This is a genomic window from Streptomyces sp. PL-29 (genome assembly GCF_058344425.1).
Window position 1 is genome coordinate 1,067,501 of record NZ_CP136996.1, and the last position, 23,404, is coordinate 1,090,904.

Genomic DNA, 23,404 nt, shown 5'->3' on the forward strand with positions numbered 1-23,404 from the left:
CGGCCAGGCAGATCACCGCTGACGAGGCGGCGCGCGAACAGGGGCGCGCCCGCCAGGCCGTGAGTGCCGTCGCGGCCGACCTGATCGCGCGTGGCCAGCTGGCCGGTGGCGAGGCCCAGCACGTGCTGGAGGCCCAGGCGATGATCGCCGAGGACCCCGAGCTGATGGCGGACGTCAACCGGCGGATCGCCGTCGGCAGCACCGCCGAGCGCGGTGTGTACGACGCCTTCGCCGCCTACCGCGACCTGCTCGCGGGAGCCGGGGAGTACATGGCCGGCCGGGTGGCCGACCTGGACGACGTGCGCAACCGGATCGTGGCGCGGCTGCTCGGCGTGCCGATGCCCGGTGTGCCCGACAGCGACGAGCCCTACGTGCTGATCGCGCGTGACCTGGCCCCGGCGGACACGGCCCTGCTCGACCCGACCCTCGTCCTCGGCTTCGTGACCGAGGAGGGCGGGCCGACCAGCCACAGCGCGATCCTGGCCCGGGCACTGGGCGTGCCGGCGATCGTGGCGCTGCCGGGGGCCGGCGAGATCGCCGAAGGCACCGTGATCGCGGTGGACGGCAGCACGGGCGACCTGTTCGTCGCGCCGTCCGCGGAGAAGCGGGCCGAGCTGGAGGCCTCGGCAGCCGAGCGCAGGGCGGCGCTGGCCGCCTCCTCCGGTCCCGGCGCCACCTCCGACGGTCACCGGGTGCCGCTGCTGGCCAACGTCGGCGGGCCTGCGGACGTGCCGGCTGCCGTAGAGGCCGGAGCCGAGGGGGTGGGCCTGTTCCGGACGGAGTTCCTGTTCCTGGACGACAGCAAGAAGGCTCCGTCCGAGGAGAAGCAGATCGAGTCCTACCGCAAGGTGCTCGAAGCCTTCCCCGAGGGGCGGGTCGTCGTCCGCGTGCTCGATGCGGGCGCCGACAAGCCGCTGGACTTCCTGACGCCGGCCGACGAACCGAATCCGGCTCTGGGTGTGCGCGGGCTGCGCTCGCTGCTGGACCACCCGGAGGTGCTGCGCACGCAGCTCACCGCGCTGGCGAAGGCGGCCGAGGGCCTGCCGGTGCACCTTGAGGTCATGGCCCCCATGGTGGCCGACCGCGCGGATGCGAAGGCTTTCGCCGACGCCTGCCGTGAGGCCGGTCTCCAGGCGAAGTTCGGCGCGATGGTGGAGATCCCCTCTGCCGCGCTGCGCGCGCGCTCGATCCTCCAGGAGGTCGAGTTCCTGTCGCTCGGGACGAACGACCTGGCGCAGTACGCCTTCGCCGCCGACCGGCAGGTCGGCGCCGTCTCCCGGCTCCAGGACCCCTGGCAGCCGGCGCTGCTCGACCTGATCGCCATGTCGGCTGAGGCCGCCAAGGCAGAGGGCAAGAGCTGCGGTGTCTGTGGCGAGGCCGCCTCCGACCCGTTGCTGGCCTGTGTACTGACCGGTCTGGGTGTCACCTCCCTGTCGATGGGTGCCGCCTCGATCCCCTACGTCAGGGCGACGCTGGCCAAGCACACGCTGGCCCAGTGTGAGCGCGCAGCGGCCGCGGCCCGTGCGGCGGACAGTGCCGAGGAGGCCCGCGCGGCCGCCCAGGCGGTGCTCTCCGGCGAGTAGGCCGGAGCCGCGTCGTGTGGACCGAGGGGCCCCGCCGGTGGCGGGGCCCCTCGGCGTTTCAGTGGTGCGGGCCGGGGGCGTCGACCTCGTACCCGGGGCAGTACTCGACGCCTGGTTCCGGGGAAACGAGGTCTCCGGTGCCGGCGTCGGTGCAGTAGGCGTCGAAGACCGCGGCCGCCGAGAGTGCCGTGAGGCGGCCGCGGTCGAGGCGCCAGCCGTGGACCCGGTCCCCACGGCCCTCGGTGGTACTGCGCATCACCAGTCCCCCGGGTCCGCCGAGGGCGAGCCCCGCGGCCAGGACGGTCACGAAGGCGAGGCTCTCGCGGTCGTCGATGTACGGCAGGGTGTCGGGCTCGCCGCCGCAGTCGGCGTGCAGCACGGCGACGAGCTGCTCCTCCTCGGTCGGGATGCTGCACACGAAGTGGTGGTGGCCCGGTCCGGCACCGGCCACGAGGCGTTCCAGCGTGTCGGCGGCGCGGTCGAAGGACGCGTGGCCGATGTCGTCCCCGCAGTCCGCGCAGCGGCCCGCCCGCGCGAGGACCTCGGTGGCGTACTCCCAGGTGGCGCGGCGGACGGCTGCGTCGACGAGGAGGGGCACGAGCTCGTCGAGGGGCTGGCCCGTGTAGGGCAGGACGGTCCCGCTGCCGGTCAATTCCGCGGTGAAGCGGGTGCGGGTCTCGGAGGTGTCCGGGTCCAGGCCGTTCTCCCCGCAGTACTCGGCGTACTCGCCGGGGTCGAACAGCACCACGGTGGTGTGGATGCCCCGGGCCGAGAGGGACCGGAGCAGGCCGTCGACGTGGTGGAGGTAGTCGGTGTAGTCGGCCGGGTGGTCGAAGCCGAAGCTGCGGTAGCCGCACATGGCCGCGAAGTCCTGGGCGTCGGTCAGGAGGCCGACGGTGCTGGGGACCTCGCGGCGCAGTGCGCGGCGCCGCGCGGTGCTGCGGCTGCGGTGGCCTCCGGTACCGGCACCGGTGTCCGCAGCGGTACCGGTGCCGGTGTCGTTCCTGTGTGGCATGGCTGTCTCCCCCTGAGTGCGATCCTTTGCTCACTCAGCGTAATCAGCGCCACTGACAGTGACCTCAGTCGCGGGTGCGGGTGCGGGCCAGCTCCTCGTAGAACCCGAGGAGGCCGATGTTGTCGACGGAGCCGGGGTTGACCGCCTTGGCGAGCGGTGTGCCCTGGAGGAGCCGCTTGACCGGGACCTCGATGCGCTTGCCGGTGAGGGTGTGCGGGATGCCCGGCACCTCGATGATCTCGTCGGGGACGTGGCGGGGGGAGAGTTCCTCGCGGATCGTCGCCTTGATCCTGGCGCGCAGGCCGTCGTCCAGGGCTGCGCCGGGGGTGAGGTGGACGAAGAGCGGCATCCAGTACCCGCCATTGGGCTCTTCCAGGCCGATGACCAGGGACTCCTTGATCTCGGGGAGCCGTTCGACGGCCTCGTAGATGTCGGCGGAGCCCATCCGGACGCCCTGGCGGTTGAGCGTGGAGTCGGAGCGGCCGTGGATGACCACCGAACCGTGGTCGGTGATCGTGATCCAGTCCCCGTGACGCCAGACGCCCGGGAACATCTCGAAGTAGCTGTCGCGGTAGCGGCTGCCGTCGGGGTCGTTCCAGAAGTGGATCGGCATGGACGGCATGGGGTTGGTGACGACGAGTTCGCCCACTTCGCCGATGACGGGCTTGCCCGACGGGTCCCAGGACTGGAGGTCCGTTCCGAGGCAGGGCGCCTGGAGCTCCCCGATGTGCACGGGGAGGGTGGGGACGGCCCCCGCGAAGCAGCTGCAGACGTCGGTGCCGCCGCTGACCGAGGCGATCCAGAGATCGTCGGCTACCTCGTCGTGGAGCCAGCGGAAGCCGTCCGGCGGGAGCGGGGAGCCCGTGGTCGCCACGCACTTCACCGCGGAGAGGTCGAAGTCGCGGGAGGGGTGGACCCCGGCCTTGCGGCAGGCCATCACATAGGCGGCGGACGTGCCGTAGAGGGTGGTCCGGGTGCGTTCGGCGATGCGCCACTGGGCGCCGGTGTCCGGGTAGCCGGGGCTGCCGTCGTAGAGGACGACCGTCGTACCGGTGAGGAGTCCGGAGACGAGGAAGTTCCACATCATCCAGCCGGTGGAGGTGTACCAGAAGAACCGGTCCTCCGGGCCGAGGTCGCAGTGCAGGCCGAGCTGCTTGAGGTGTTCGAGGAGGATGCCGCCCTGGGACTGCACGATCGCCTTGGGCAGGCCGGTCGTGCCGGAGGAGTACAGCACCCAGAGGGGGTGGTCGAAGGGGACCGGCTCGAAGACGGGCTCGGTGTCCGCGGCGGTGAGGGCGGACCAGTCCAGGGCGCCTTCCGGGGCGGGGGTGCCGAGGAGCGGGATGTGCACGACGGCGCGCAGCGTGGGGAGCTCGGCCCGGAGCTCGGCGACGGCCTCGCGGCGGTCGTGCTCCTTGCCGCCGTAGCGGTACCCGTCCACGGTGAACAGCACGACGGGTTCGACCTGCTGGAAGCGGTCGAGCACGCTGCGGGCGCCGAAGTCGGGGGCGCAGGAGGTCCACACTCCGCCGACCGCGGCGGTGGCGAGGAGGGCCACGGCCGCCTCGGGGATGTTGGGGAGGTAGCCGCTGACCCGGTCGCCGGGGCGTACGCCGAGGGCGCGCAGTTCGGCGGCGAGGGCGCCGACCTGCCGGCGGAGTTCGGCCCAGGTGACGGGCACGGGCTCGTGGGTCTCGTCCACGTACAGCAGGGCGGGCACGTCGGCGCGGGCCGGATCCTCCGCGGCGCGCAGCGCGTGCTCGGCGTAGTTGAGGGTGGCTCCGGTGAACCACTGGGCCCCGGGCATGGACCGATCGGCGAGGACGGCCTCGTACGGAGTGGTGAAGCGGACGTCGAACCACTCGGCGACGGCCTGCCAGAAGGTGTCGAGCTCGTCGACGGACCAGCGGTGCAGGGCCGGGTAGCCGCCGTCCGCCGGGGCTCCGAAGCGTGTCGCGGCCCAGGCCTGGAAGGCGGTGATCCGGGCCGCGGCGATCCGGTCGGGGCCCGGCGCCCAGAGGGGTTCCGGCTGGGTGGCTGAGGTCATGGATCGGCTCCCGGTCAAGTCTGCGGCTCGCGCTTCGTGTGCGTACGGTTCCGTCGCGCGGGGGTGCGCGCGGCGGCTCACAGGGACGATGCCATGTGATCGACGGCTGCACCAGGGCGGACCTGGCCGGTCGGGTGAGCGGTGGGAGGTGCCGCCGGTGGGTGAACGGCAGTTGAACGCCGTCCCTTCCGCCGGGGGCCGGTGGCAGGGTGAGCGGCATGGACGGTCGTGATCTGGTGCGTGCGGTGAAGGACATCGGTACGGAGCGCGGTCGGCGCGCCTGGCGCTCGGCCTGGCGGCGGCGGCGCGCGGACGCCGAGGGGCTCCCGCGCCGGGGCGCGGAGCGGGCGAGGGTGCCGGGGCTGCTGGTCGGCACGGAGCCCCGGCCGGGTGGGGGCGTGCTGCGGTTCGCGCGCTCGGAGCTGGTGGTGCGGGTGATGGCGGGCGGGGTGGTGTTCTGGGCCTGGGACCGGGCCGGGGCGACGCCCTCGTACGCGGTGGTCGGGAGCGGACCCGAACCGGACCTGCGGGCCGTGCTGGAAGCGGACACCGGGGGCGGCTGGCGGGTGGTGTCGGAGCGGGTGACGGTGGCGGTGTCCCGGCACGGGGCGCTGGAGGTGCGCACGCCGGGCGGGACGGTGCTGCGGCGGGAGTCGCCGCCGCGGTGGTGGGAGCCGGTTCCTCCGGGCGGGGAGGCCGCGGAGGGGGCGGGCTCGGGAGGGGGCGGGGGGCGGTGGGCGGTGCGCAGCGAGGTGGCGGCGGACGCGCGGTTCTTCGGGCTGGGTGGACGGGCGGCGGGTCCGCGGCTCCGGGACGGGACGTACCGGCTGTGGAACACCGACCCCAAGGGGGGCTTCGGGCCGGGCGTCGATCCGCTGTACCTCACGATGCCGGTGCAGATGGTCGTGGCCGACGCGGGCACCCACCTGGTCTTCCACGACAACTGCTGGGACGGCCGGGTGGTGCTGCGCGAGGGCGAGGAGGGCATCGGGTCGGGGCAGGACCGCCCCGGGGCGAGCGAGCTGCGCATGGAGGGCGGGCCGCTGCGGTGCTGGGTGCTGGTGGGGACACCGGCGCGGGTCCTCCAGGGCTGGTCGGGCCTGACGGGCGGGGCCGCGGTGCCGCCGGCATGGGCGCTGGGGTACCAGCACGCGCGGTGGGGCTTCGGGAGCGCTGCGGAGGTGCGGCGGGTGGTCGCCGGCTACGCCTCGCGCGGGCTCGCGCTCTCGGCCGTACACCTGGACATCGACCACTACGACGGGCACCGAGTGTTCACAGTGGACGCGGACCGCTTCCCGGATCTGCCGGGACTGGCGCGGGAGCTGCGGGAGCAGGGGGTGCGGCTGGTCTCGATCGTGGACCCGGCCGTCAAGGCGGGTGACGCGCTGCACGCGGCCGGGCTGACGGTGGGGTCGGGAGGCGCCTTCGTACGGGACGGGCGCGGCCGGGAAGTGCGCGGTGAGGTCTGGCCGGGCGAGTGCGCCTATCCGGACTTCACGGATCCGGAGGTGCGGGAGTGGTGGGGCGGACTGTACGAGGAACGCCTCGCCCAGGGCTTCTCCGGCTTCTGGCACGACATGAACGAGCCGGTGTCCTTCGCTGCGTTCGGGGACGCCACGCTGCCGCGATCGGCGCGCCACGCGATGGACGGGGCGGGCGGCGACCACCGCGAGGGCCACAACGTGTACGCGCTGGGCATGGCGCGGGCCGGCTGGGAGGGCCTCGTGCGGCTGCGGCCCGCGGAGCGGCCGTTCCTGTTCTCCCGGTCGGGCTGGGCGGGCATGCAGCGGTACGGGGGCACCTGGTCGGGCGACGTGGAGACCAGTTGGGACGGATTGCGCGCCTCACTGGCGCTGGTGCTGGGCATGGGCCTGTGCGGGGTGCCGTATTCGGGGCCGGACGTGGGCGGGTTCGGCGGTTCGCCGTCGCCGGAGCTGTACGTGCGGTGGCTGCAACTGGGCGCGTACCTGCCGTTGTTCCGCACACATTCGGCGATCTGGGCGGGGCGGCGGGAGCCGTGGGAGTTCGGTGCGGAGGTGGAGGAGCAGGCGCGGGCGGTGATGGCGGAACGGGAGCGGTTGCGGCCGTACTTCGTGAGTCTGGCGCACATGGCGCGGCGGACGGGCGCACCGTATGTGCGGCCGGTGTGGTGGGGGGCGCCGGAGGACCGGCGGCTGCGGGACTGCGAGGACTCGTTCCTGCTGGGTGACGCGCTGCTGGTTGCGCCGGTGCTGGAGTGCGGGGCGGACCGGCGGGCGGTACGGCTGCCGCGGGGCCGGTGGTACGACACGGCGACCGGGGTCGCCTACGAGGGGCCGGGGCAGATCCTGCTGGACGCCCCGCAGGGCAGGATCCCGGTGCTGGCACGGGCGGGTGCGCTGCTGCCGGTGCGGTCGGGGTCGCCATCGCACGACGGGGTGGAACTGGAGGTCTGGGCGCCGGCGCGGGGCCGTACGGGCGGCGGGGTGGTGGTCCGGGACCCGGGGCCGGGCTTCGGGCTCGGCGAGGTCGAGCGGTACACCGTGCGGTGGGCCGGGGACACGGTGGTGGTGGAGGACCAGGCCGGGACGGAGGTGGAAGACGTCGTGGTGCGGGGACTGTAGCCGGGCGGCTCGGAGGGCCGTGGCCGGACGGTGCGGGCGGCTGCGGCTCGGGGAACGGACTCCGCACCGGCGGCCGACGGGGCCGACGGGGCCGACGGGGCCGACGGGGCCGACGGCTCAGGCGTAGCGGCCCGCGAACCAGGAGGCCGCCGCCCGGGTGTGCAGGGGGAAGGCCAGCGCCGCCGGGGCGCGCAGGACGTGCCAGCCCGTGGTCTCGTCCGTCGGCTTCGAGGGGGGCAGCGTGTCGGCGGGGCGGGGCGGGAGGAGCCCGAAGAGGAGGAGGTGGCCGGCCGGGGAGCTCAGGGCGTCGGCCAGGGTGACGTCCGAGGCGGGGGCGGTGATCCCGGTCTCCTCGCGCAGCTCGCGGACGACGGCGTCACGCCAGTCCTCGCCGAAGTCGATGAAGCCGCCGGGCAGGGCGATGCCGCCGAGGGCAGGTTCGATCGTCCTGGTGATGACCACGAGGCCGGTGCCGTCCGCGTCCTCGACGGGGAGCAGGGTGACGGCCACGGGGAGGGGGTTGCGGTAGGACCTGGTACCGCACGACGGGCAGGTGCGGGGCCAGCCGGTCGTGCCGTACGGCGTTCCGCAGGTGGAGCAGTGCGAGTCCCTCAGGTGTTCCGACATGCCGTGATGGTATGCCGAGGGGTATGCGGACGGCGGCTGTTGTGGGACTGGTCGGAGTGCTGGCGGGCGGGCCTTCGGCGCCGCCCGGGTTCGCCGCGCTGCGGGAGGTGGATCCGAGCATCGAGCAGGACATGCGGTACGCGGGTAGGCGGAACTTCACCGGCGCGGTGGTCGACGGGTACGAGGAGCCCGAGTGCCTGCTGGCCCGGCGGGCCGCGGAAGCCCTGCGGCGGGCGCAGCGGACGCTGTTGCGGCGGGGCTACTCGCTGCGCGTGTACGACTGTTACCGGCCGCAACGGGCGGTCGACCGGTTCGTGCGGTGGGCGCGCGGGGAGGACGGCCCGGAGGATCCGGCGCGCAGGGCGGAGTTCCACCCGCGGGTGGAACGCGACCGGCTGATCCCCGAGGGGTACATCGCGCAGAGGTCCGGACACAGCCGTGGCAGCACGGTCGACGTGACCCTGGTGGAACTGCCGCACCGGGAGGTCGACATGGGGACCGCCTTCGACTTCTTCGATCCGCTGTCGCACACGGACGATCCACGGGTGACGGGCGCCGTCCGCGCGAACCGACAGCTGCTGAAGCGGGTGCTGGGCGAGCAGGGGTTCGTGAACCTCCCCGAGGAGTGGTGGCATTTCACGTACAAGCCGGAGACGTATCCCGACACGTACTTCGACTTCCCCGTCGCGGTGGGCGGGGTCCGCCCCGCCGGCACGCCGGCACGCCCACCGGACGATTCCGGCCGGCCGTGACGCGGGCCCGGTGCGATCGCCGGGAAGCGCCTCACCGAGAACCGGTGACCCGGGCCGTCGGCCGTGGCAGACTCCTCATTCCTGATGATGCGTCAGCGAATGGGTTTGGGAGGGGTCTTGGCACGCACACGGAAACCCGTCGTGAGCGGGTGGTTCACCGAGAACGCACCGGACGGGGGCGGCTTCCGGCTGCTCGGCACCCGGTGCTCGGCCTGTACGGCGGTGTTCTTCCCCCGCGAGGACGTCCACTGCCGCAACCCGCGGTGCCCCGGCGGTGGGAAACTCGCCGAGGTGCCGCTCTCGCCCCGGGGCCGCGTCTGGTCCTACACCGACGGGCGCTACCGGCCGCCCGCGCCGTACGTGTCCAACCCGGCCGAGCCCTGGGAGCCGTACACCCTGATCGCGGTGGAGCTGGAGGCCGAGGGGATGGTCGTGCTGGGACAGGCCGCGCCCGGGACCGGGATCGCCGACCTGGCGGTGGGCGCGGAGGTCGAGGTGGTGGGCGGCGTACTGGGCGAGGACGCCGACACCACCTGGGTGACCTGGCAGTTCAAGCCGGTGGGAGGGGTCGCGTGAGCGCCGATGTCGCTGTCCTGGGGGCCGGCATGCACCCGTGGGGCAAGTGGGGTCGCGGCTTCGTCGAGTACGGGAGGGTCGCCGCGCGGGCGGCGCTCGCGGATGCCGGGCTGGACTGGACGGACGTGGGGTCGATCGTCGGCGCCGACACCGTTCGCTCCGGCTATCCCGGCTACGTGGCCGGAGCCACCTTCGCCCAGGCCCTCGGCTGGCAGGGCGCCCGGGTGACCAGCGTGTACGCGGCCTGCGCCTCCGGTGCCCAGGCGATCGGGGCGGCCCGCGCGCAGATCCTGGCGGGCCTGGCCGACGTGGTACTGGTGATCGGCGCCGACGCGGCACCCAAGGGGTTCTTCGCACCGGCCGGTGGGGACCGGCCCGACGACCCGGACTGGCTGCGCTTCCGTGTGCTGGGCGCGACCAACCCGGCATACTTCGCACTGTACGCCCGCCGCCGGATGGCGATCCACGGGGACACCCTGGAGGACTTCGCGCAGGTCAAGGTGAAGAACGCGGCGGCCGGGCGGCTCAATCCGTACGCCCGCTACCGCAAGGCCGTCAGTACCGAGGAGGTTGCCGCCTCGGCGGTGGTCGCCGATCCGCTGCGGTTGCTGGACATTTGCGCCACCTCCGATGGGGGCGCGGCACTGGTGCTCACCAGCATGGACTTCGCACGCTCGCGCGGGATGGCCGATCCGGTGCGGATCCGGGCCGTGTCGACGGTGACGCCCACCTATCCGCGGACGGTACTGGACCTTCCGGACATCGCCACCGACTCGACGACGGCCGCGGAGCCGGTGGCCGGATCCTTCCGGTCCACGATCGCGCGCGCCGCCTACGAGGAGGCGGGGCTCGGGCCGCAGGACCTCTCGCTCGCCGAGGTGTACGACCTTTCCACCGCACTGGAGTTGGAGTGGTACGAGGACATCGGGCTGTGCGCCGAGGGCGAGGGGGCGAAGCTGGTGCGGGACGGGGCGACGGCGCTGGGCGGGCGGATCCCCGTCAACACCAGTGGCGGACTGTCCTCCTTCGGGGAGGCCGTGCCGGCCCAGGCCATCGCACAGGTCTGCGAGCTGACCTGGCAGTTGCGCGGTACGGCCGGGCAGCGGCAGGTCCCGAGGGCGCGGGCGGGGCTCACCGCCAACCAGGGGCTGTTCGGGCACGGGTCGGCCGTCGTCGCCGTGCGCTGAGCGGTCGGCGCCGGCAGTGGGTGTCGGCAGTCGGCGCCGGCAGCCGGTGTCGGCAGTCGGTGTCGTCCGAACGCTTGACGGGCCCCGACGGCAGGTTCACACTCGCTCCACGGTCTCGCGTCGCGACCGGGACCGCGAACCCCCCGTGAGAGCTGCGGCCCGTACCCCAGTCGGCGGGGGTACGGGCCGCGCCCATGCCGACGCACCCCGGACGCACCGGGCGGGCCGCCGGGACGGAGGCTGCGGTCAGGCCCCCGCGGACAGGCTCCGGCGCCGCTCACGGGCCAGGGACATCGCGTGTTCCACGACCCCCACCAGCACGTCCTTGACGGACTCGCGGTCCCGTGCGTCGCACAGCAGCACCGGTACCCCGGGGTCGAGGTCGAGTGCCGTGCGGACGGTCACCACGGGGTGGCGGTCGGCTCCGTCGAAGCAGTTGACCGCGACCACGAACGGGATCGCGCGCCGCTCGAAGTAGTCGATGGCCGCGAAGCAGTCGGCGAGCCGGCGGGTGTCCGCGAGGACGACAGCCCCGAGGGAACCCTGGGCCAACTCGTCCCACAGGAACCAGAAGCGGTCCTGTCCGGGTGTGCCGAACAGGTACAGGACCAGGTCCTCGCGGAGCGTGATGCGCCCGAAGTCCATGGCCACGGTCGTGGTGCTCTTGCCCTCCACTCCCCCGGTGTCGTCGACACCGGTGCCGGGCTCCGAGAGCCGTTCCTCGGTCCTGAGCGGTCTGATCTCGCTGACCGAGCTGACCAGGGTGGTCTTGCCCACCCCGAAGCCTCCGGCGACCAGGATCTTCAAGGTCAGCGGCTCGACCGGCGACACCGCGTGCATGGCACCGGTGCGGCTAAAGCGCCCGAAGGCCATCGATCACCTCACGCAGAATGGATTCATCGGGCAGTTCTGCCGGGGGTACCGGCCTGGTCACGTGGACCAGTTCCTGATCGACGAGGTCGCCGATCAGGACGCGGACGACCCCGACCGCGAGGTCGAGGTCGGCCGCGAGTTCGGCGACCGACTGGGGTCGTTCCCGGCACAGCCCGAGGATGTGGGCGTGTTCCGGGGAGAGGGTCATGTCCCAGACCGGATCGTCGGCCGCCGGTTCGGCGACGACCAGGGCGATCAGGTCGAGGCGGTGCTGGCCAGCGTGGCTGGTCCGCCCGCGGGTCATGGCGTAGGGGCGTACGACGGGACCCGCGTCGTCGTCGAACCAGTGCCCGTGGTCCGGGGCGGACGGGTCGAAGGGCATGCCGGCGGGTGCGTCGGCGAGATGGTCCTGGCCTGGGTCACTCATGCCGTCCGACTCACCCTCCGGCTGGCAGCCCGGTACGTGGGGCGGTCGCCAGGTGGTCGCCCACCCGCTTGACCATCAGCGTCATCTCGTACGCGACCTGCCCGACGTCGGAGTCGGCGTCGGCCAGCACGGCCAGGCAGCTGCCGTCACCCGCAGCCATGACGAAGAGGAAGGCCTCGTCGAGCTCGACCACGGTCTGGCGGACCTGGCCGGAGTCGAAGTGCCGGCCGACGCCCTTGGCCAGGCTGTGGAACCCGGACGCGACCGCCGCCAGGTGCTCGCTGTCCTCACGGGTCAGGTCCTTGGAACTGCCCGTGGGCAGGCCGTCGCCGGAGAGGACCACGGCCTTGCGGATGGATCCGACCCGGTCGACGAGCTCGTCGAGGAGCCAGTTGAGCGGGCCGGAGCCGCGGCCCCTGCTGTCGTTGCCGGTCTGCGGTGCGGTCATCGACCGTCCCCTTCGTTCTCGTTCGCGGGACCGTCGGCGGGGGATGTGCCCGCCCCGGTCTCGGACTGCTGCTGTGCGTGCCGGTTGCGGCCCGCCGTCCAGCCACGCTGGAGTGCGGACATGCGCGTGCGTACGTCCTCCGCGTCGCGGTCTGCCACCTGGTCGGGGGCGGCTTCTGCGGGCGCGGACGACGCGGCGTTCCTGAGCTGTGGTGCCAGGCTGGCCTGGCGGATCCGGCGGGGCAGTCCGCCGGTGTCCGGTCCGGCGCCGGGTTCCGTGTCCCCCGACGCTGCCGTGGAGGCCTGCTGCGGGACCACCGAGACCGGGCGGGGCTCCACCCGGCGGCCGTGCTCGGCGACCAGGGTCGGAGCGGGACGGCGGCGCGGCAGCGGTACGGCACCCTGCACGCGGGCTCCGTCGGGGCGGGACACCTCCAGACGCTGGGTGTCCAGCCGGACCGGTCCGGTGGGGGCGAGCGGCTCGCGCTTGCGGTCGCCGCTTCGGGCGCCGTTGCGCTCGGTGTGCCGGTCGGCGTGCGGGCGGTCCGCCGGGCGCAGGCCGAGCAGGGCGCTGCGCGGGGTGCCGTTCGGCGGGGTCTCGTCGTCGAGGGTGGTCATGGCCGGGCGGCTGCTGCCGGGGCGGCCGTTGACGGCTGCCGGGTCGTCGTCCAGCGCGGCCGGGTCGTCGAGGGCGTCCAGGCCGGGGCCGACGAGGGGGGCTTCCAGCTCGACCGGGCCGCGCAGTTCGCCGGTGGACAGCGGGCGACCGGCGGGCCCGCGCTCCATGCCGGAGGAGGTCAGCGGCCGGTCGGAGTGCGTCCTGCCGATCTGGCCGGCCTTCGCGGCCCTGCTGCCGGCCTTGCCGGGCCGCGGGCCGTCGAGGCGCACACCGCTGCCACTGGTCTCGGGGGCGTCGGTCAGCAGGGCCGACGGGAGGAAGACCACCGCGGTGGTGCCCCCGTACGGGCTGGGCTGGAGGACCACCTTGACGCTGTGGCGCTGCGCGAGGCGGCTGACCACGAACAGGCCGAGCCGGTCGGTGTCGGAGAGTTCGAACTCGGGGGTCTCGGCGAGCCGGAGGTTCGCGTCGAGCAGTGCCTCCGGGGTCATACCGAGGCCCCGGTCGTGGATCTCCAGGGTGAAGCCGTTGGCCACGCGCTCGCCGTGCACCTGGACGGCGGTGTGCGGCGGGGAGAACACCGTGGCGTTCTCCAGGAGTTCGGCGACGAGGTGGGTGACGTCGGCGACGGCCGGGCCGACGATGCCGAGACGGGTGAGGCGACGCACCTCTATTCGCTCGTAGTCCTCGACCTCGGCGACGGCCGCCCGTACGACGTCCATGAGCTGGACGGGCTTGCGCCACTGCCGGGAGGGGGCGGCTCCGGAGAGGATCACCAGGCCCTCGGCGTGGCGGCGCATGCGGGTGGTCATGTGGTCGAGGCGGAACAGGTCGGCGAGCTCCTCGGTGTCCTCGGTGCGGCGCTCCATCGTGTCGAGGAGGGTCAGCTGGCGGTGCAGCAGCACCTGGTTGCGCCGGGCGAGGTTGACGAACACCTCGGAGACGCCGCGCCGCAGGTCGGCCTGCTTGACGGCGGCCTCGACGGCGGCCCGCTGGAGGGTGTTGAGGGCCTGGCCCACCTGGCCGACCTCGTCCTTCTCGTATTCGAGGTGGGGTGCCTCGGTCTCGACGTCCACGTGTTCGCCGGCCGCGAGGCGGCGCATGACGCTGGGCAGGCGGACGCCGGAGGCCTCGTGGGCCTCCTTGCGCAGCCGGGACAGGTCGCGGACCAGGTCGCGACCGATGCGCACGGAGAGGACGAGGGACACGGTCAGGGCGAGGAAGCCGAGGAGGCCGGCAGCAGCCGCCTGGATCATGACGTCGGTGGCCACGGGCTCGATGCGCTGCTGGTAGCGGTTGCCCGCTTCGGTGTTCATGGCCGCGAGGTCGTCGAGGACCTTGGAGGAGGCCTCGTCCCACTGGGCGGCGGAGAGGTTGCGCGGCTTGTTCACGGCGCCGCCGGTGATGAAGCGCTCCTCGGCTTCGCGCAGCGGCTGGGTCTGGGGGTCCTTCCAGTACTGCTCGAAGATCTCCCGGTCGCCGGCCGGGAGGGTCACGAGGTTGAACTCGTAGAGCAGCCTGCGGTTGGCGGCGAAGTCGGAGACGCGGCGGACGTCGCCCACGGTGATGTTGCGCGCGGCGAGGGCGGAGGCGACGACTGCGTCCTCTCGGGAGAGCAGCTCGCGGGCGCGGCTGATGCCGACGAGGGCGCGGCCCTCCTTGTCGACCTCGACGTTGTCCAGGCCGTGGAGGTTCATGAGGAAGTCGTAGCAGGGGTCGACCAGCCGGTTGTAGAGGTCCAGGGCCTGGCCGGGATCGAGGGCGTTCTGGTCGACGGAGCGGCGGATGGAGCCGATGCCGTGGAAGGCGGTGACGATCGAGCGCAGGCGCCGGGCGCTCTGCGGACTGAGCTCGTCGACGACCTTGGGGTCGCGGGCGCTGACGCCGATCTTCTCGACGGCCGCGTCGGTCTCGGTGCGGCGCTTGGCGAGTTCGGCGGTGGCGGTGGCGGCCCGGGGGTCCCCGAGGACGACAAGGGTTTGACGCCGCTCCTTCTGGATGATGCGGGCGATGTCCTCGATCGGGTAGCCGACCTTGTCGATGACGTAGGCCACGTCGAAGAGCTGGATCGCCTGACGGCCCGTGATGACCGTGGCGAAGCCCCAGAGGGCGGTGAGGGAGACGAGCGGCACAAGGAGCAACGCCACGATCTTCCGGCGGATGGATTTCCCGCGAAAGCGCATGGCCTCCCCAGCCTCCCCCAGGTCAACCCCGTTGCCGGGGGTCGGTGTTCCGTCATTTAAACGGCGTGAGCCTACTACTGCTGGGGAGGAGGTTCGAAGGCGTGTCCGGACGTTTTCGGCCTGACCCCCATGCGTAGATCACCAGTTGTCCGATACTTCCGGTCAAGTGCAGCCCGATATGTGGCAGATGGCACTTGGTGGGGTGTCAGTTCCCGCACCCTGATGGATGGCTGGAATTGTTTGTTCCGCGACCTTTGCCACCTGAGGAGGCATCCGGCGTTCGGGAGGCATTCGGGAATCTCCCGGTGCCGTCGTACGTCTGTCTGTAGGTGGGGCGCGTCGGGGTAGACGTGTGGGGTAGGCGGGGCGGACCGCGGTGGGGAGTGTGCGGACCATGAGCAGCAACGAGGGCGGCGGCACCGGAACGGCACGGCGCGGCCTGTGGGTGGAGGAACCGGCACGCCGGTGGCGGATGCCGGACCCGGTACGGGACTCGGCGGTGCGGGCGGTGCTGGTCGTGGCGGTGACCCTGACCCAGGCGACGATCACGTTCTTCCTGAGCCTGTCCGGCTCCTGGCTGGCCTTCCCGATGGTCCTCGGGGCGGTCGCCGCGACCGTCCTGGCCACCTGGGCCGTGCTCGACGTGTGGATCACCCGGCAGACGTGGAACCAGCGGTACGGGGTGGTGTCCCAGCCGAGCAGCACGGCGCGGCTGCGCCGACGCGAGGCCCGCCGGGCGGCCAGGGCCGCTCGGGCGGCGCGCAAGCTGGCCGGCCCGGCCCGAACGGCCCGTGAGGACGGGCCTCTGGCGGGCTTCGGCCGGAACTGAGCGGACGGGGAGGCCCGACCCCGGCCCCCCGGGCTCCGGCGCCGCCCCGGAACGGCCCCACGGGCGCGCACGGCCCCCGGTCGACGCGGCGGGCACCGCATCGACCGGGGCCGCATCGACCGGGGCCGTATCGACCGGGGGCCGTATCGACCGGGTACCGCGTCAGGCGGTCTGCGCGGCGCCGCGGCGGAACATGCGGGTGGCCGTGATCTCGCCGTGGATGGTCTCCCCCTCCGGGGACTGCTGCGGCAGGCCCGGGCGCAGGTGCTCCTCGACACTGATGTACTTCAGGCCCGCCCGCAGGTCCGCGTCATTGCGCAGGCGGATCACCAGCGGGAACTCGGCCAGGGCGGTCGTGTCGAACAGTCCGGTGGTGTAGAGCAGCTGCACGCCGAGCGCGTCGGACACGGCCCGCTGGAGCTCCAGCAGGTAGGTGGCGTTGGCACGCCCGATCGGGTTGTCGAGGAACAGCGTGCCCGCGTGCCGGTGCTTGTCGCGGCCCCGGTCGTTGCTGCGCAGGGCCGCCATCGTGCAGTACAGGGCGATCGCGGCGGTCAGCAGCTGCCCGCCGGAGAACACGTCGCCCATCTGCCCCACCGGCACCCGCTCGGCGCGCAGCACCGCGTCCGGCTTGAGGATCTCCACACAGATGCCCTTGGGTTCGAGGGCCGCCTGCACACCCCTCAGCAGCAGGGACATGCCGTCGCGGCGGCCCTCGCCGAAGGAGGCACTGCTGTTCTTCTTCACGGCCGTGCGGGTCGCCTCGTCGATGACCTCGCCGAGCCGCTCCGTGAGGGTGGCCTGGTCGGGCTCCTCGAAGCGGATCCGCAGGAACTCCTGTCCGGACCATTCCCCGAGGCCTTCGGGGAGCTGGGAGAGCCGCTGCGCGGACCGGAGGGTGGCCAGGGCGGATTCGACCAGGCCGCGCAGCCGGTCGACGATGCTGTCACGGTTGCGCTCCAGCTGCGCCAGCTCGTCGGTGAGGACGCGCAGCCGGGGGGCGAAGGCCGCCGCCCAGGCCGCCGCGTGCTCGGGCAGGGCGGAGGCGGGCAGTTCGCGGATCTGCTGGCGCGCAGGGGTGCGTACCTGCTCGTAGCGGGTGGCGTTAGCGTGCCGGACCAGGATGTCGCTCGCCTCGCGCACCGCGGACTCGGCCGCCGACAGGTCGGCCGCGCAGCCCCGTAGGGAGCGGCGGGCCTCGGTGGCCGACTGGCGGGCCTCCTCCAGTGTGCCGGGGTGGGCCACCGGTTCCTGCTCGTCGTCCTGGTGGGTGTGGTCGCGCAGCAGGTCCCGCAGCAGGGCCGCGGTCTCGTCGAAGCCACCGGCGCCGTCCTCGGCGGTGCGGTGGGCGCGCAGCAGGTCGGCGTGGGCGGCGCGGGCTCCCTCGACGGCCGCGGAGTGGGCGGCGAGCTGGGCGGTGGCCGTGCGCAGCAGGGCCTGCGCCTGGTCGACGTCCCCGGGGACCAGTTCCTCGGGCAGGTCGGTGTGCGCCTCGCCTTCGGCGGGAGCGTGCCGTTCGGCCTCGCCGCGCAGCCGGCCGAGCTGCTCGCTGGCGGCCGACGCCCGGGTCTCCAACATCTGTACGAGCGACTCGGCGCGGGCGGCCGCGGCCTGGCGGGACGGGCCGTCGGCGCCGTCGGTGCCCTCCAGGAGCTGGGCGGCACGGGTGCGGACCTTGTTGGTGAGGCGGTCGAGTTCGGCGAGGGCGGCGCTCTCGTCGCTCTCGGCGCGGGCCTGTTCGGCGCGCAGGTCGGCGCCGACGCCGACCTTCTCGTAGAGCCGGGACGCGGCGCGGTAGGCCTCGCGCAGGTCGGGCAGCGGGGCGCGCGGGCCGTCGTCGGCCTCCGGCAGCCGGTCGGGGGCGCCGGCGATCTCGGCGCGCTCGGCGCGCAGGGCCCGGGCCGTGCGGCGGGCGTCGTCGGCGGCGCGCTGCGCCGCGCGGCGGTCCTCGTCGGCGGCGCGGGCCCGGTCCAGGCAGGCCTCGGCACGGGCCTCGGACTCGGCGGCCTCGTCGGCGAGTTCGCGCACGCGGGCCTGCCAGCCCGCGCGCTCGCGCAGGCGGAAGGCGAGGCCCGAGAGGGCGTCGGCGGCGCGGCGGGCGCGCTGGGCGGTGTCCTGGCGCTCCTCCCGGACGCGGGCCGCGTCGGCGGCGGCCTCGTCGGCCTCGGCGCGCACCGTACGGGCCTCCGCGAGCTCGCTGTCGGTCTCCTCGGCGAACATGCGGGCGGCGGCGGCCTGTTCGGCGAGCTCGGTGAGGCGGCCGGCCGGGCAGCCGGCGCGCCAGGAGGCGAGCCGGGCGGACAGCTCGCGGTCACCGGCGAGGCGGGCGGCGAGGTCGCGGATCTCGGTGTCGCGGGCACCGGCTCGGGTGCGCAGGGCTTGGCGCTCCTCGTCGGCGGCGTTCTCGTCGTGCATGGCCGGGTTCGGCGTGACGATGAAGATGCCGGAGACGGCGTCGTCCGGGCCGGCCTGGGGCACGGGGGCGAGCAGGGCCGCGGCCGTGCCGACGGCCACGGTGGAACGGGGCAGCAGGGCGGCGCCGGAGAGGACCTCGCGGGCCCGGCCATGGGTGTCGGGGTCGGTGATGACGACACCGTCGACGAGCTCCGGACGGGCCGCGAGGACGGCCGCGTGGTCGGCGGGGTCCACGGCCTGGGCGAGGTAGCGCCAGCCGGGAAGTGCGGGGATGCCGTGCTCGCCGAGGTACTCGACGGTGGCGAGGACGTCCGGGCCGGGCGGCAGCAGCCCCCCGTCGCCGAGCGCCCCGAGGATGCGGGCGTCGTCGGCGGCCGCGGTGCGCAGCTCGAACAGCTGGCGCTCGGCGGAGGCGACACTGTCGGCCAGGAGTTCGCGCAGGGCGTCGGCGCCCCGGTCGAGGTCCTCGGCGGTGAGCAGGTCCGCGGCGGTGACCGGCGCCGCGCGGCCGGTGCGCCGGGCTTCGCCGGGGCCCGCGGCGGACCGGCCCGAGGGGTCGTCGCCGGTGCGGGGAGAGGGGAACGGAACGTCCGGGGCGCCCACGTCCGAGGGCAGTCCGAGGAGCTCCGCGAGGCGGGGCGATGCGGCGAGGGAGGCGGCGGCGCGGTGCTCTGCGTCGTGGGCGGCCTCGGCTGCCTCGGCGGCGTCCGCGGCCCGGGCGGCGGTCAGCTCGGCCCGAGATTCCGCGGCCGCGGCCTCACGGGCGGCTTCGGCAGCGGCCCGGGCCGCCTCGCGCGACTCGTCCCAGGCGGCCACGGCGGCCTTCTCGGCGTCGGCGGCGGCCAGGGCGGCGCGGGCCGGGTCGGCGTCGGGGGCGGAGTCGTCGAGCCAGCCGGCCCGGACGGCTTCGGCGGTCTCCTGCTGCACCTCGCTGAGCCTGGCCCGGAGGTGCTCGGCCTCGCTCCGGGCCCGCTGGGCGGCCGTGGCGGCGGCGGTGGCGTCGCGGTGGGAGGCCTCACCGGTGGCCTGGAGGGCAGCGGAACGCTCCTCCTCTTCGTTGGCGAGCCGCTCGCCCTCCTCCGCGGCGCTGTGCAGGGCCCGTACGAGCTCACCCGCGGCCGTGGCACGTGCGGCCAGGGCCGGGGCCGCGTCCCGCTCCGCCTCCCGGATCGCGGCGGCGACACGGGCGGAGCGGTCGGCGGCGGCGCGGTGGCGCAGCACGGTCTCGGCGGCCTGCCAGGCGGAGTACAGGGTGCGGGCTTCGAGGAGTTCGCGGCGCTGCGCGGCGGCGGCCTTGTCGGCGACGGTCAGGGCCAGGGAGGCGTGCCGGTAGGCGAGTTCGGCGGAGACGGCCGCGCTGCGGGCGCGGGCCGACTCGGCTGCGGTGACGTCGTGGGCTGCGGCGGTGACGCGCTGGGCGAGGTCGGCGGCCCGGCCGCGCTCCTCGGCGGCGCGGGCGGACAGCCGGCGGGCGAGGGTGCGCGTGCGGCGCTCGGCACCGGCGTGGACATCGCGCAGTCGGGAGCGGGTGGCGCCGGCTTCGACGATCTTGGTGAGCAGGTCCACCGAGCCGGCGGTGAAGTCGCGTTCGGCCATGAGCTCGGCCCGCCGGCCGAGCTTGTTGCCGAAGCCGTGGACGAGATCGGCGAGGCCGTCCGTGTCGCGCGTGTCGGTGACGGCGCGCAGCAGCAGGTCGGTGAAGTCGGAGTCCTTCTTGACCGCGAAGAGGCCGGCCGCCTCACCTTCGTCGGCGTTCATCTCGCGCTGGTAGCGGAAGAGTTCGGGGTCGAGGCCGAGTTCGGTGAGGTGCTCGTTCCAACGGTCGTGGATCTCCTCGAAGCAGACCTCCAGGTGCGGGTAGGCCTTGCCCGCCTCGGTGAGGGCGTCTCGGAAGCCCTTCATGGTGCGGCGGCGCCCCTGCGCGCCGGAGGCCCCCTCGGCGGGCGGGCGCACGGCGGTGGACTCGGCGACGGGCAGGCTGTCCAGGCTCAGGCCGGGGCCGGGGCGGAAGGAGTACCAGGCCTCGGCGAACTTGCGGGGGTCGCCCGAGACCTGGCGGCCGCGCCATTCACTGACCTTGCCGACGACCACGCATTCACCGGTCTGGGTGTGCTGCCACTCCAGGGCCACGTGGCCGCAGTCGTCGGCGAGCAGGAACTTGCGCAGCACGCCGGAACTGGCGCCGCCCAGGGTGTTGCGGTGGCCCGGGAGCATCACCGAGAAGATCAGCTTGAGGAGGACGGACTTGCCGCCGCCGTTCTCCAGGAAGAGCACTCCGGCGGGCGCGGGGCGGCGCGGCGGCCCGGTGGGCTCCTCCTCGAAGAACTCCGCCTGGGTCGGCGCCGGGTGGGGCACCGGCTCGCCGACTCCGCGCAGGTCGAGCACGGTGTCGGCGTAGCGTGCGCCGGCGGGCCCGATGGAGTAGAGGCGGATCCGGGACAGCTCGTACATGGCGGCGGACTCTCGTGGTGTCTGGGTGAGGGAGGGTCTGGGGGAGTCGGGACTCAGGCGTGGAAGGGCAGCCCGGCGTCGGCGGCCAGCTCCAGGTCGTCGCCCTCGGGCGCCGGCAGGAGGGTGGCGGAGCCGTCGCTGACGGGGACCACGCCGAGTTCCAGGAGCTCGGCCATGGCCGAGCTGCCCGCCATGTCGCGGACCTGGAGCTGGTAGCGGGGGGTGGTGCGGTAGGTGCCGCCGGCCTCGTCCCCGGTGCGCTGGAGGAAGCCGGAGTCGGTGAGGAAGGCGGCGGCCTTGCCGACGATGCCCGTGGTGGACCCGGCGAGGCGGCGGGCGTCCTTGGTGGCACCGGTCGCGCTGCGGCGGGCGTAGACGCGCCAGGCGGCCTCCAGCCCCGGGGCGTCGGAGGCCGGGTCGGTGTTCTCACCGAGCTCCTCGGCACGCTCCTCCAGACGGCGGCAGGTCTGCCGGACGAAGGCGTCGACGCCGTTGACGGTGACGCGGCCGATGTATCCGTCGTCGGCGAGGTCCTCGGGGCGCGGGAAGGCGAGGGCGGCGACGGCGAGGTGGGCGAGGCCGTGCAGGAACCGGTCGGCGGAGTCTGCCGCGGTGCGGCGGGCGTAGTCGCCCATGCGGACGGCGAAGACGGAGTCCTCGTCGGCGGCCACGGCCATTCCGGCGCGCGGGGACACCTCCAGCACGACGAGGCCGAGGCCGGTCGCGACGGCGTCGGCGAGGCGGCCGAAGGCGGGTTCCTCACGGTAGCGGCGGAGCAGTTCGGCGTACTCGGCGTCACGGGCGGGGGCCAGCTTGGGCTGGAGCCCGAAGGCGACGAGCCGGGCCGCGTCGGCGGCGTCCGCCGGGGTCACCGACCCTCCGGCGGCGGGCGCGACGGGAGCCGACGAGGTGTCGGGCTCGCTCCACGCGGGGTGCTCGGCGTGGTGGTCGCTCACGGGTGCGTCTCCTCGGCGGTGCGGGTGGTACGGGGCGTACGGGGGCGGTCGGCGGGTCCGCTGTGCGCGGCGGGCGGCTCCGGCGCGTTCGGCCCCGCCGGAGCGTGGGCCGCGGACACCGCCCGGCGGCAGCCGGGGCCGGGGCCGGGCAGGAATCGGTGCCGGGCGGGGCCGGGTTTCCCGGGGCTGCTGCGCCTCGGCGCCCGCGCCGCCAGGTCCGGCGGGACGGGTGTGGGCCCCGGCGGGACCGGCTCCGGTGCGGGCGCGGCCACTGCCGCCACCCGTCCGGCCGGCGCCGGGACAGGGCGGCTCACGACGCCTCCGCACGGTCGGCGGCCATGCCGGCGGCGTCGAGGAGAGCGGTGCCGACGATGAGGTCGGCGCCGCCGAACTCGGGGTCGTCGAGCTGGGTGCCGTCGTCCACGGCGAAGAGCAGCCGCTCCTCGCCCTGGCGGTAGGCGGTGCCCACGGCCGGGCTCGCGGCGTGCACGGCCAGCAGGGCCACCAGGTAGGGCAGTTCGGTATCGCTGCGGCGGGCCTCCGCGAGGAGTCCGGACAGCCGGCGCGGGGCGTCGTGCGGCAGGTCCAGGAGCCGCATCGCGGCGGCGAGCTGCTCCTCGCTGAAGCGGCTGTCGTCCGGGGTGGCGATCAGGTCCGGCTCGGGCATCTCCGCGCCGAGGTGTTCGCGTTCCACCGGCGGGGTGAGCAGGATCTCGACGAGGTCGGCGACCCGCACCGAGACGGGCGTGCGCAGCCCCGCCCCGGCGGCGAAGAAGGCGTCGGTGACCCGGCGCGCCTGCTCCACGGGCAGCGGCAGGAGCGGGGCGACGAGCTGCCCGTACAGGTCGATGCCGGTGCGCGCCGCCGGGGCGGCGAAGGCCTGGCGGTCCTGCTCGGCGCGGAACAGCGGGCCGGCGTCCAGCAGCCGGGACTGCAGCTGGGTGTGGCGGCGGATGCAGTCCTTGACGATGTCGACGAGCTCGGCCGCGCGGCGCTTGTTCTCCGGCTCCTCGGCCTCGTCGCGCGCCCTGCGGATGTTCGTGAGGATCGCGTTCTCGTGGCGGTAGCGGTCGGCGACGTGCTCCAGCGCCTCGGCGATCATGTCCGGGACGGCCTGGAGCCAGTCCACCGCCCGGACGTTGCGCCGGGTCGCGTCCAGGGTCCGGCGCAGGGTCTCGGCGTACTGCACGGTCCGGTAGCGGGCCTGCTCGGCGGCCAGTTGGGCATCCGCCAGCCGCCCGCGGCTGATCAGCACCTCCAGCTTGACCTCGGCGGCGATCTGGGCGCTGGTGACATCGGTGTCGAGGGCACCGACCAGGACGTTGACGGCCTCGTCGGTGGTGCGCAGGTAGACCGCGCCGCCGTAGGGGACCTCTTCGATCAGCTTGAAGTCGTAGTCGCGGCGCACGTAGACGCCGTCGGGGCCGAAGGTGCCGTAGATCGCACGGAAGCCCCGGTCCACACTGCCGACGTTGATCAGGTTCTCCAGCACCCAGCGGGCCACCCGCTCGTGCTCGGCCGTCGGGCGGGCCGGCGCCTGGGCCGCGACGCGCGGCAGCAGCCTGGCCACTATCTGCTCGTGGTCGGCGCCGGTGTCGAAGTCCATGTTGAGGGTGACCAGGTCGATCGCGGCGAGCGCGACCTCCGCCATCGCGTAGATGCCGTACTCGCCCGCCAGATTGGCCTTGCGTACGTCGAGGTCGTGGAGCGGGGCGGTGCAGGCGAGCGCGCGCAGCCGCCGGGCCAGGCCCTCGTCAGCGGCCGGGCCCGGCGCCGGGGAGGGAAGGGTCTTCGCCGGGGCGGGGAGAGTCACG

The 23,404-nt window shown here is 74.3% G+C and carries 16 protein-coding genes (1 of these 16 only partly in view); 6 read left to right on the forward strand and 10 right to left on the reverse strand.

Annotation, left to right across the window (positions count from 1 at the left end; all coding sequences use genetic code 11):
- Positions 1-1,583: the 3' portion of a phosphoenolpyruvate--protein phosphotransferase gene (gene ptsP, locus R4Z63_RS04830; protein ID WP_384449444.1), read on the forward strand. It extends 88 nt beyond the left edge of the window; only the last 1,583 of its 1,671 coding nucleotides appear in the window; its start codon lies beyond the left edge, outside the window; the stop codon is at positions 1,581-1,583.
- Positions 1,584-1,641: 58 nt separating this feature from the next.
- On the opposite strand, the gene R4Z63_RS04835 is transcribed toward ptsP, so the two are convergent.
- Together R4Z63_RS04835 and R4Z63_RS04840 are read right to left on the reverse strand one after the other, a co-directional pair.
- The gene (locus tag R4Z63_RS04835) at positions 1,642-2,598 is read right to left on the reverse strand and encodes a DUF8829 domain-containing protein (RefSeq protein ID WP_384449442.1); all 957 of its coding nucleotides are present in this window, start codon (positions 2,596-2,598) and stop codon (positions 1,642-1,644) included.
- Positions 2,599-2,662: 64 nt separating this feature from the next.
- Positions 2,663-4,645 (reverse strand): acetoacetate--CoA ligase, encoded by a 1,983-nt coding sequence (locus tag R4Z63_RS04840; protein ID WP_384449439.1) that lies wholly within the window; start codon positions 4,643-4,645, stop codon positions 2,663-2,665.
- A gap of 218 nt (positions 4,646-4,863) precedes the next feature.
- On the opposite strand from R4Z63_RS04840, the gene R4Z63_RS04845 reads away from it, so the two are divergent.
- Positions 4,864-7,248 carry a glycoside hydrolase family 31 protein gene (locus R4Z63_RS04845; RefSeq protein ID WP_384449436.1) on the forward strand — a complete coding sequence of 795 codons (2,385 nt, stop codon included), beginning with the start codon at positions 4,864-4,866 and terminating at the stop codon, positions 7,246-7,248.
- A 117-nt stretch (positions 7,249-7,365) separates the two neighbouring features.
- On the opposite strand, the gene R4Z63_RS04850 is transcribed toward R4Z63_RS04845, so the two are convergent.
- A complete protein-coding gene (locus tag R4Z63_RS04850; RefSeq protein WP_384449433.1) occupies positions 7,366-7,875 on the reverse strand; it encodes an NUDIX domain-containing protein in 510 nt (169 codons plus the stop codon).
- Positions 7,876-7,898: 23 nt separating this feature from the next.
- Here R4Z63_RS04850 and R4Z63_RS04855 point away from each other — a divergent pair, with 23 nt between their 5' ends.
- From R4Z63_RS04855 to R4Z63_RS04865, 3 genes are all read left to right on the forward strand, one after another.
- A complete protein-coding gene (locus tag R4Z63_RS04855) occupies positions 7,899-8,627 on the forward strand; it encodes a M15 family metallopeptidase (RefSeq protein WP_384449430.1) in 729 nt (242 codons plus the stop codon).
- A gap of 99 nt (positions 8,628-8,726) precedes the next feature.
- A complete protein-coding gene (locus R4Z63_RS04860) occupies positions 8,727-9,203 on the forward strand; it encodes a Zn-ribbon domain-containing OB-fold protein (RefSeq protein WP_384449427.1) in 477 nt (158 codons plus the stop codon).
- On the forward strand, positions 9,200-10,390 hold the full coding sequence (locus tag R4Z63_RS04865; RefSeq protein WP_384449424.1) for a lipid-transfer protein: 1,191 nt from the start codon (positions 9,200-9,202) through the stop codon (positions 10,388-10,390). The genes R4Z63_RS04860 and R4Z63_RS04865 overlap by 4 nt, the downstream gene beginning before the upstream one ends.
- 246 nt (positions 10,391-10,636) lie before the next feature.
- Here R4Z63_RS04865 and R4Z63_RS04870 read toward each other — a convergent pair whose 3' ends face one another.
- From R4Z63_RS04870 to R4Z63_RS04885, 4 genes are read right to left on the reverse strand one after another with little or no spacing between them, the layout of a single operon-like run.
- On the reverse strand, positions 10,637-11,263 hold the full coding sequence (locus R4Z63_RS04870; RefSeq protein WP_037926361.1) for a GTP-binding protein: 627 nt from the start codon (positions 11,261-11,263) through the stop codon (positions 10,637-10,639).
- Entirely contained in the window at positions 11,244-11,645 is a 402-nt protein-coding gene (locus R4Z63_RS04875) for a DUF742 domain-containing protein (RefSeq protein WP_037926590.1), read from the reverse strand. The genes R4Z63_RS04870 and R4Z63_RS04875 overlap by 20 nt, the downstream gene beginning before the upstream one ends.
- 55 nt (positions 11,646-11,700) lie before the next feature.
- On the reverse strand, positions 11,701-12,138 hold the full coding sequence (locus R4Z63_RS04880) for a roadblock/LC7 domain-containing protein (RefSeq protein WP_037926359.1): 438 nt from the start codon (positions 12,136-12,138) through the stop codon (positions 11,701-11,703).
- The gene (locus R4Z63_RS04885) at positions 12,135-14,939 is read right to left on the reverse strand and encodes a sensor histidine kinase (RefSeq protein ID WP_384449419.1); all 2,805 of its coding nucleotides are present in this window, start codon (positions 14,937-14,939) and stop codon (positions 12,135-12,137) included. Before R4Z63_RS04885 ends, R4Z63_RS04880 begins: the two co-directional genes overlap by 4 nt.
- A gap of 394 nt (positions 14,940-15,333) precedes the next feature.
- Here R4Z63_RS04885 and R4Z63_RS04890 point away from each other — a divergent pair, with 394 nt between their 5' ends.
- Positions 15,334-15,768 carry a hypothetical protein gene (locus R4Z63_RS04890; RefSeq protein ID WP_052031174.1) on the forward strand — a complete coding sequence of 145 codons (435 nt, stop codon included), beginning with the start codon at positions 15,334-15,336 and terminating at the stop codon, positions 15,766-15,768.
- 162 nt (positions 15,769-15,930) lie between these two features.
- Here R4Z63_RS04890 and R4Z63_RS04895 read toward each other — a convergent pair whose 3' ends face one another.
- From R4Z63_RS04895 to R4Z63_RS04905, 3 genes are all read right to left on the reverse strand, one after another.
- Positions 15,931-20,634: a hypothetical protein gene (locus R4Z63_RS04895; RefSeq protein ID WP_384449416.1), complete on the reverse strand. Its 4,704-nt coding sequence runs from the start codon at positions 20,632-20,634 to the stop codon at positions 15,931-15,933.
- Between the two features lie 53 nt (positions 20,635-20,687).
- A complete protein-coding gene (locus tag R4Z63_RS04900) occupies positions 20,688-21,590 on the reverse strand; it encodes a hypothetical protein (RefSeq protein ID WP_384449413.1) in 903 nt (300 codons plus the stop codon).
- 310 nt (positions 21,591-21,900) lie between these two features.
- Entirely contained in the window at positions 21,901-23,403 is a 1,503-nt protein-coding gene (locus R4Z63_RS04905; RefSeq protein WP_384449410.1) for a hypothetical protein, read from the reverse strand.
- Position 23,404 lies beyond the last annotated feature (1 nt).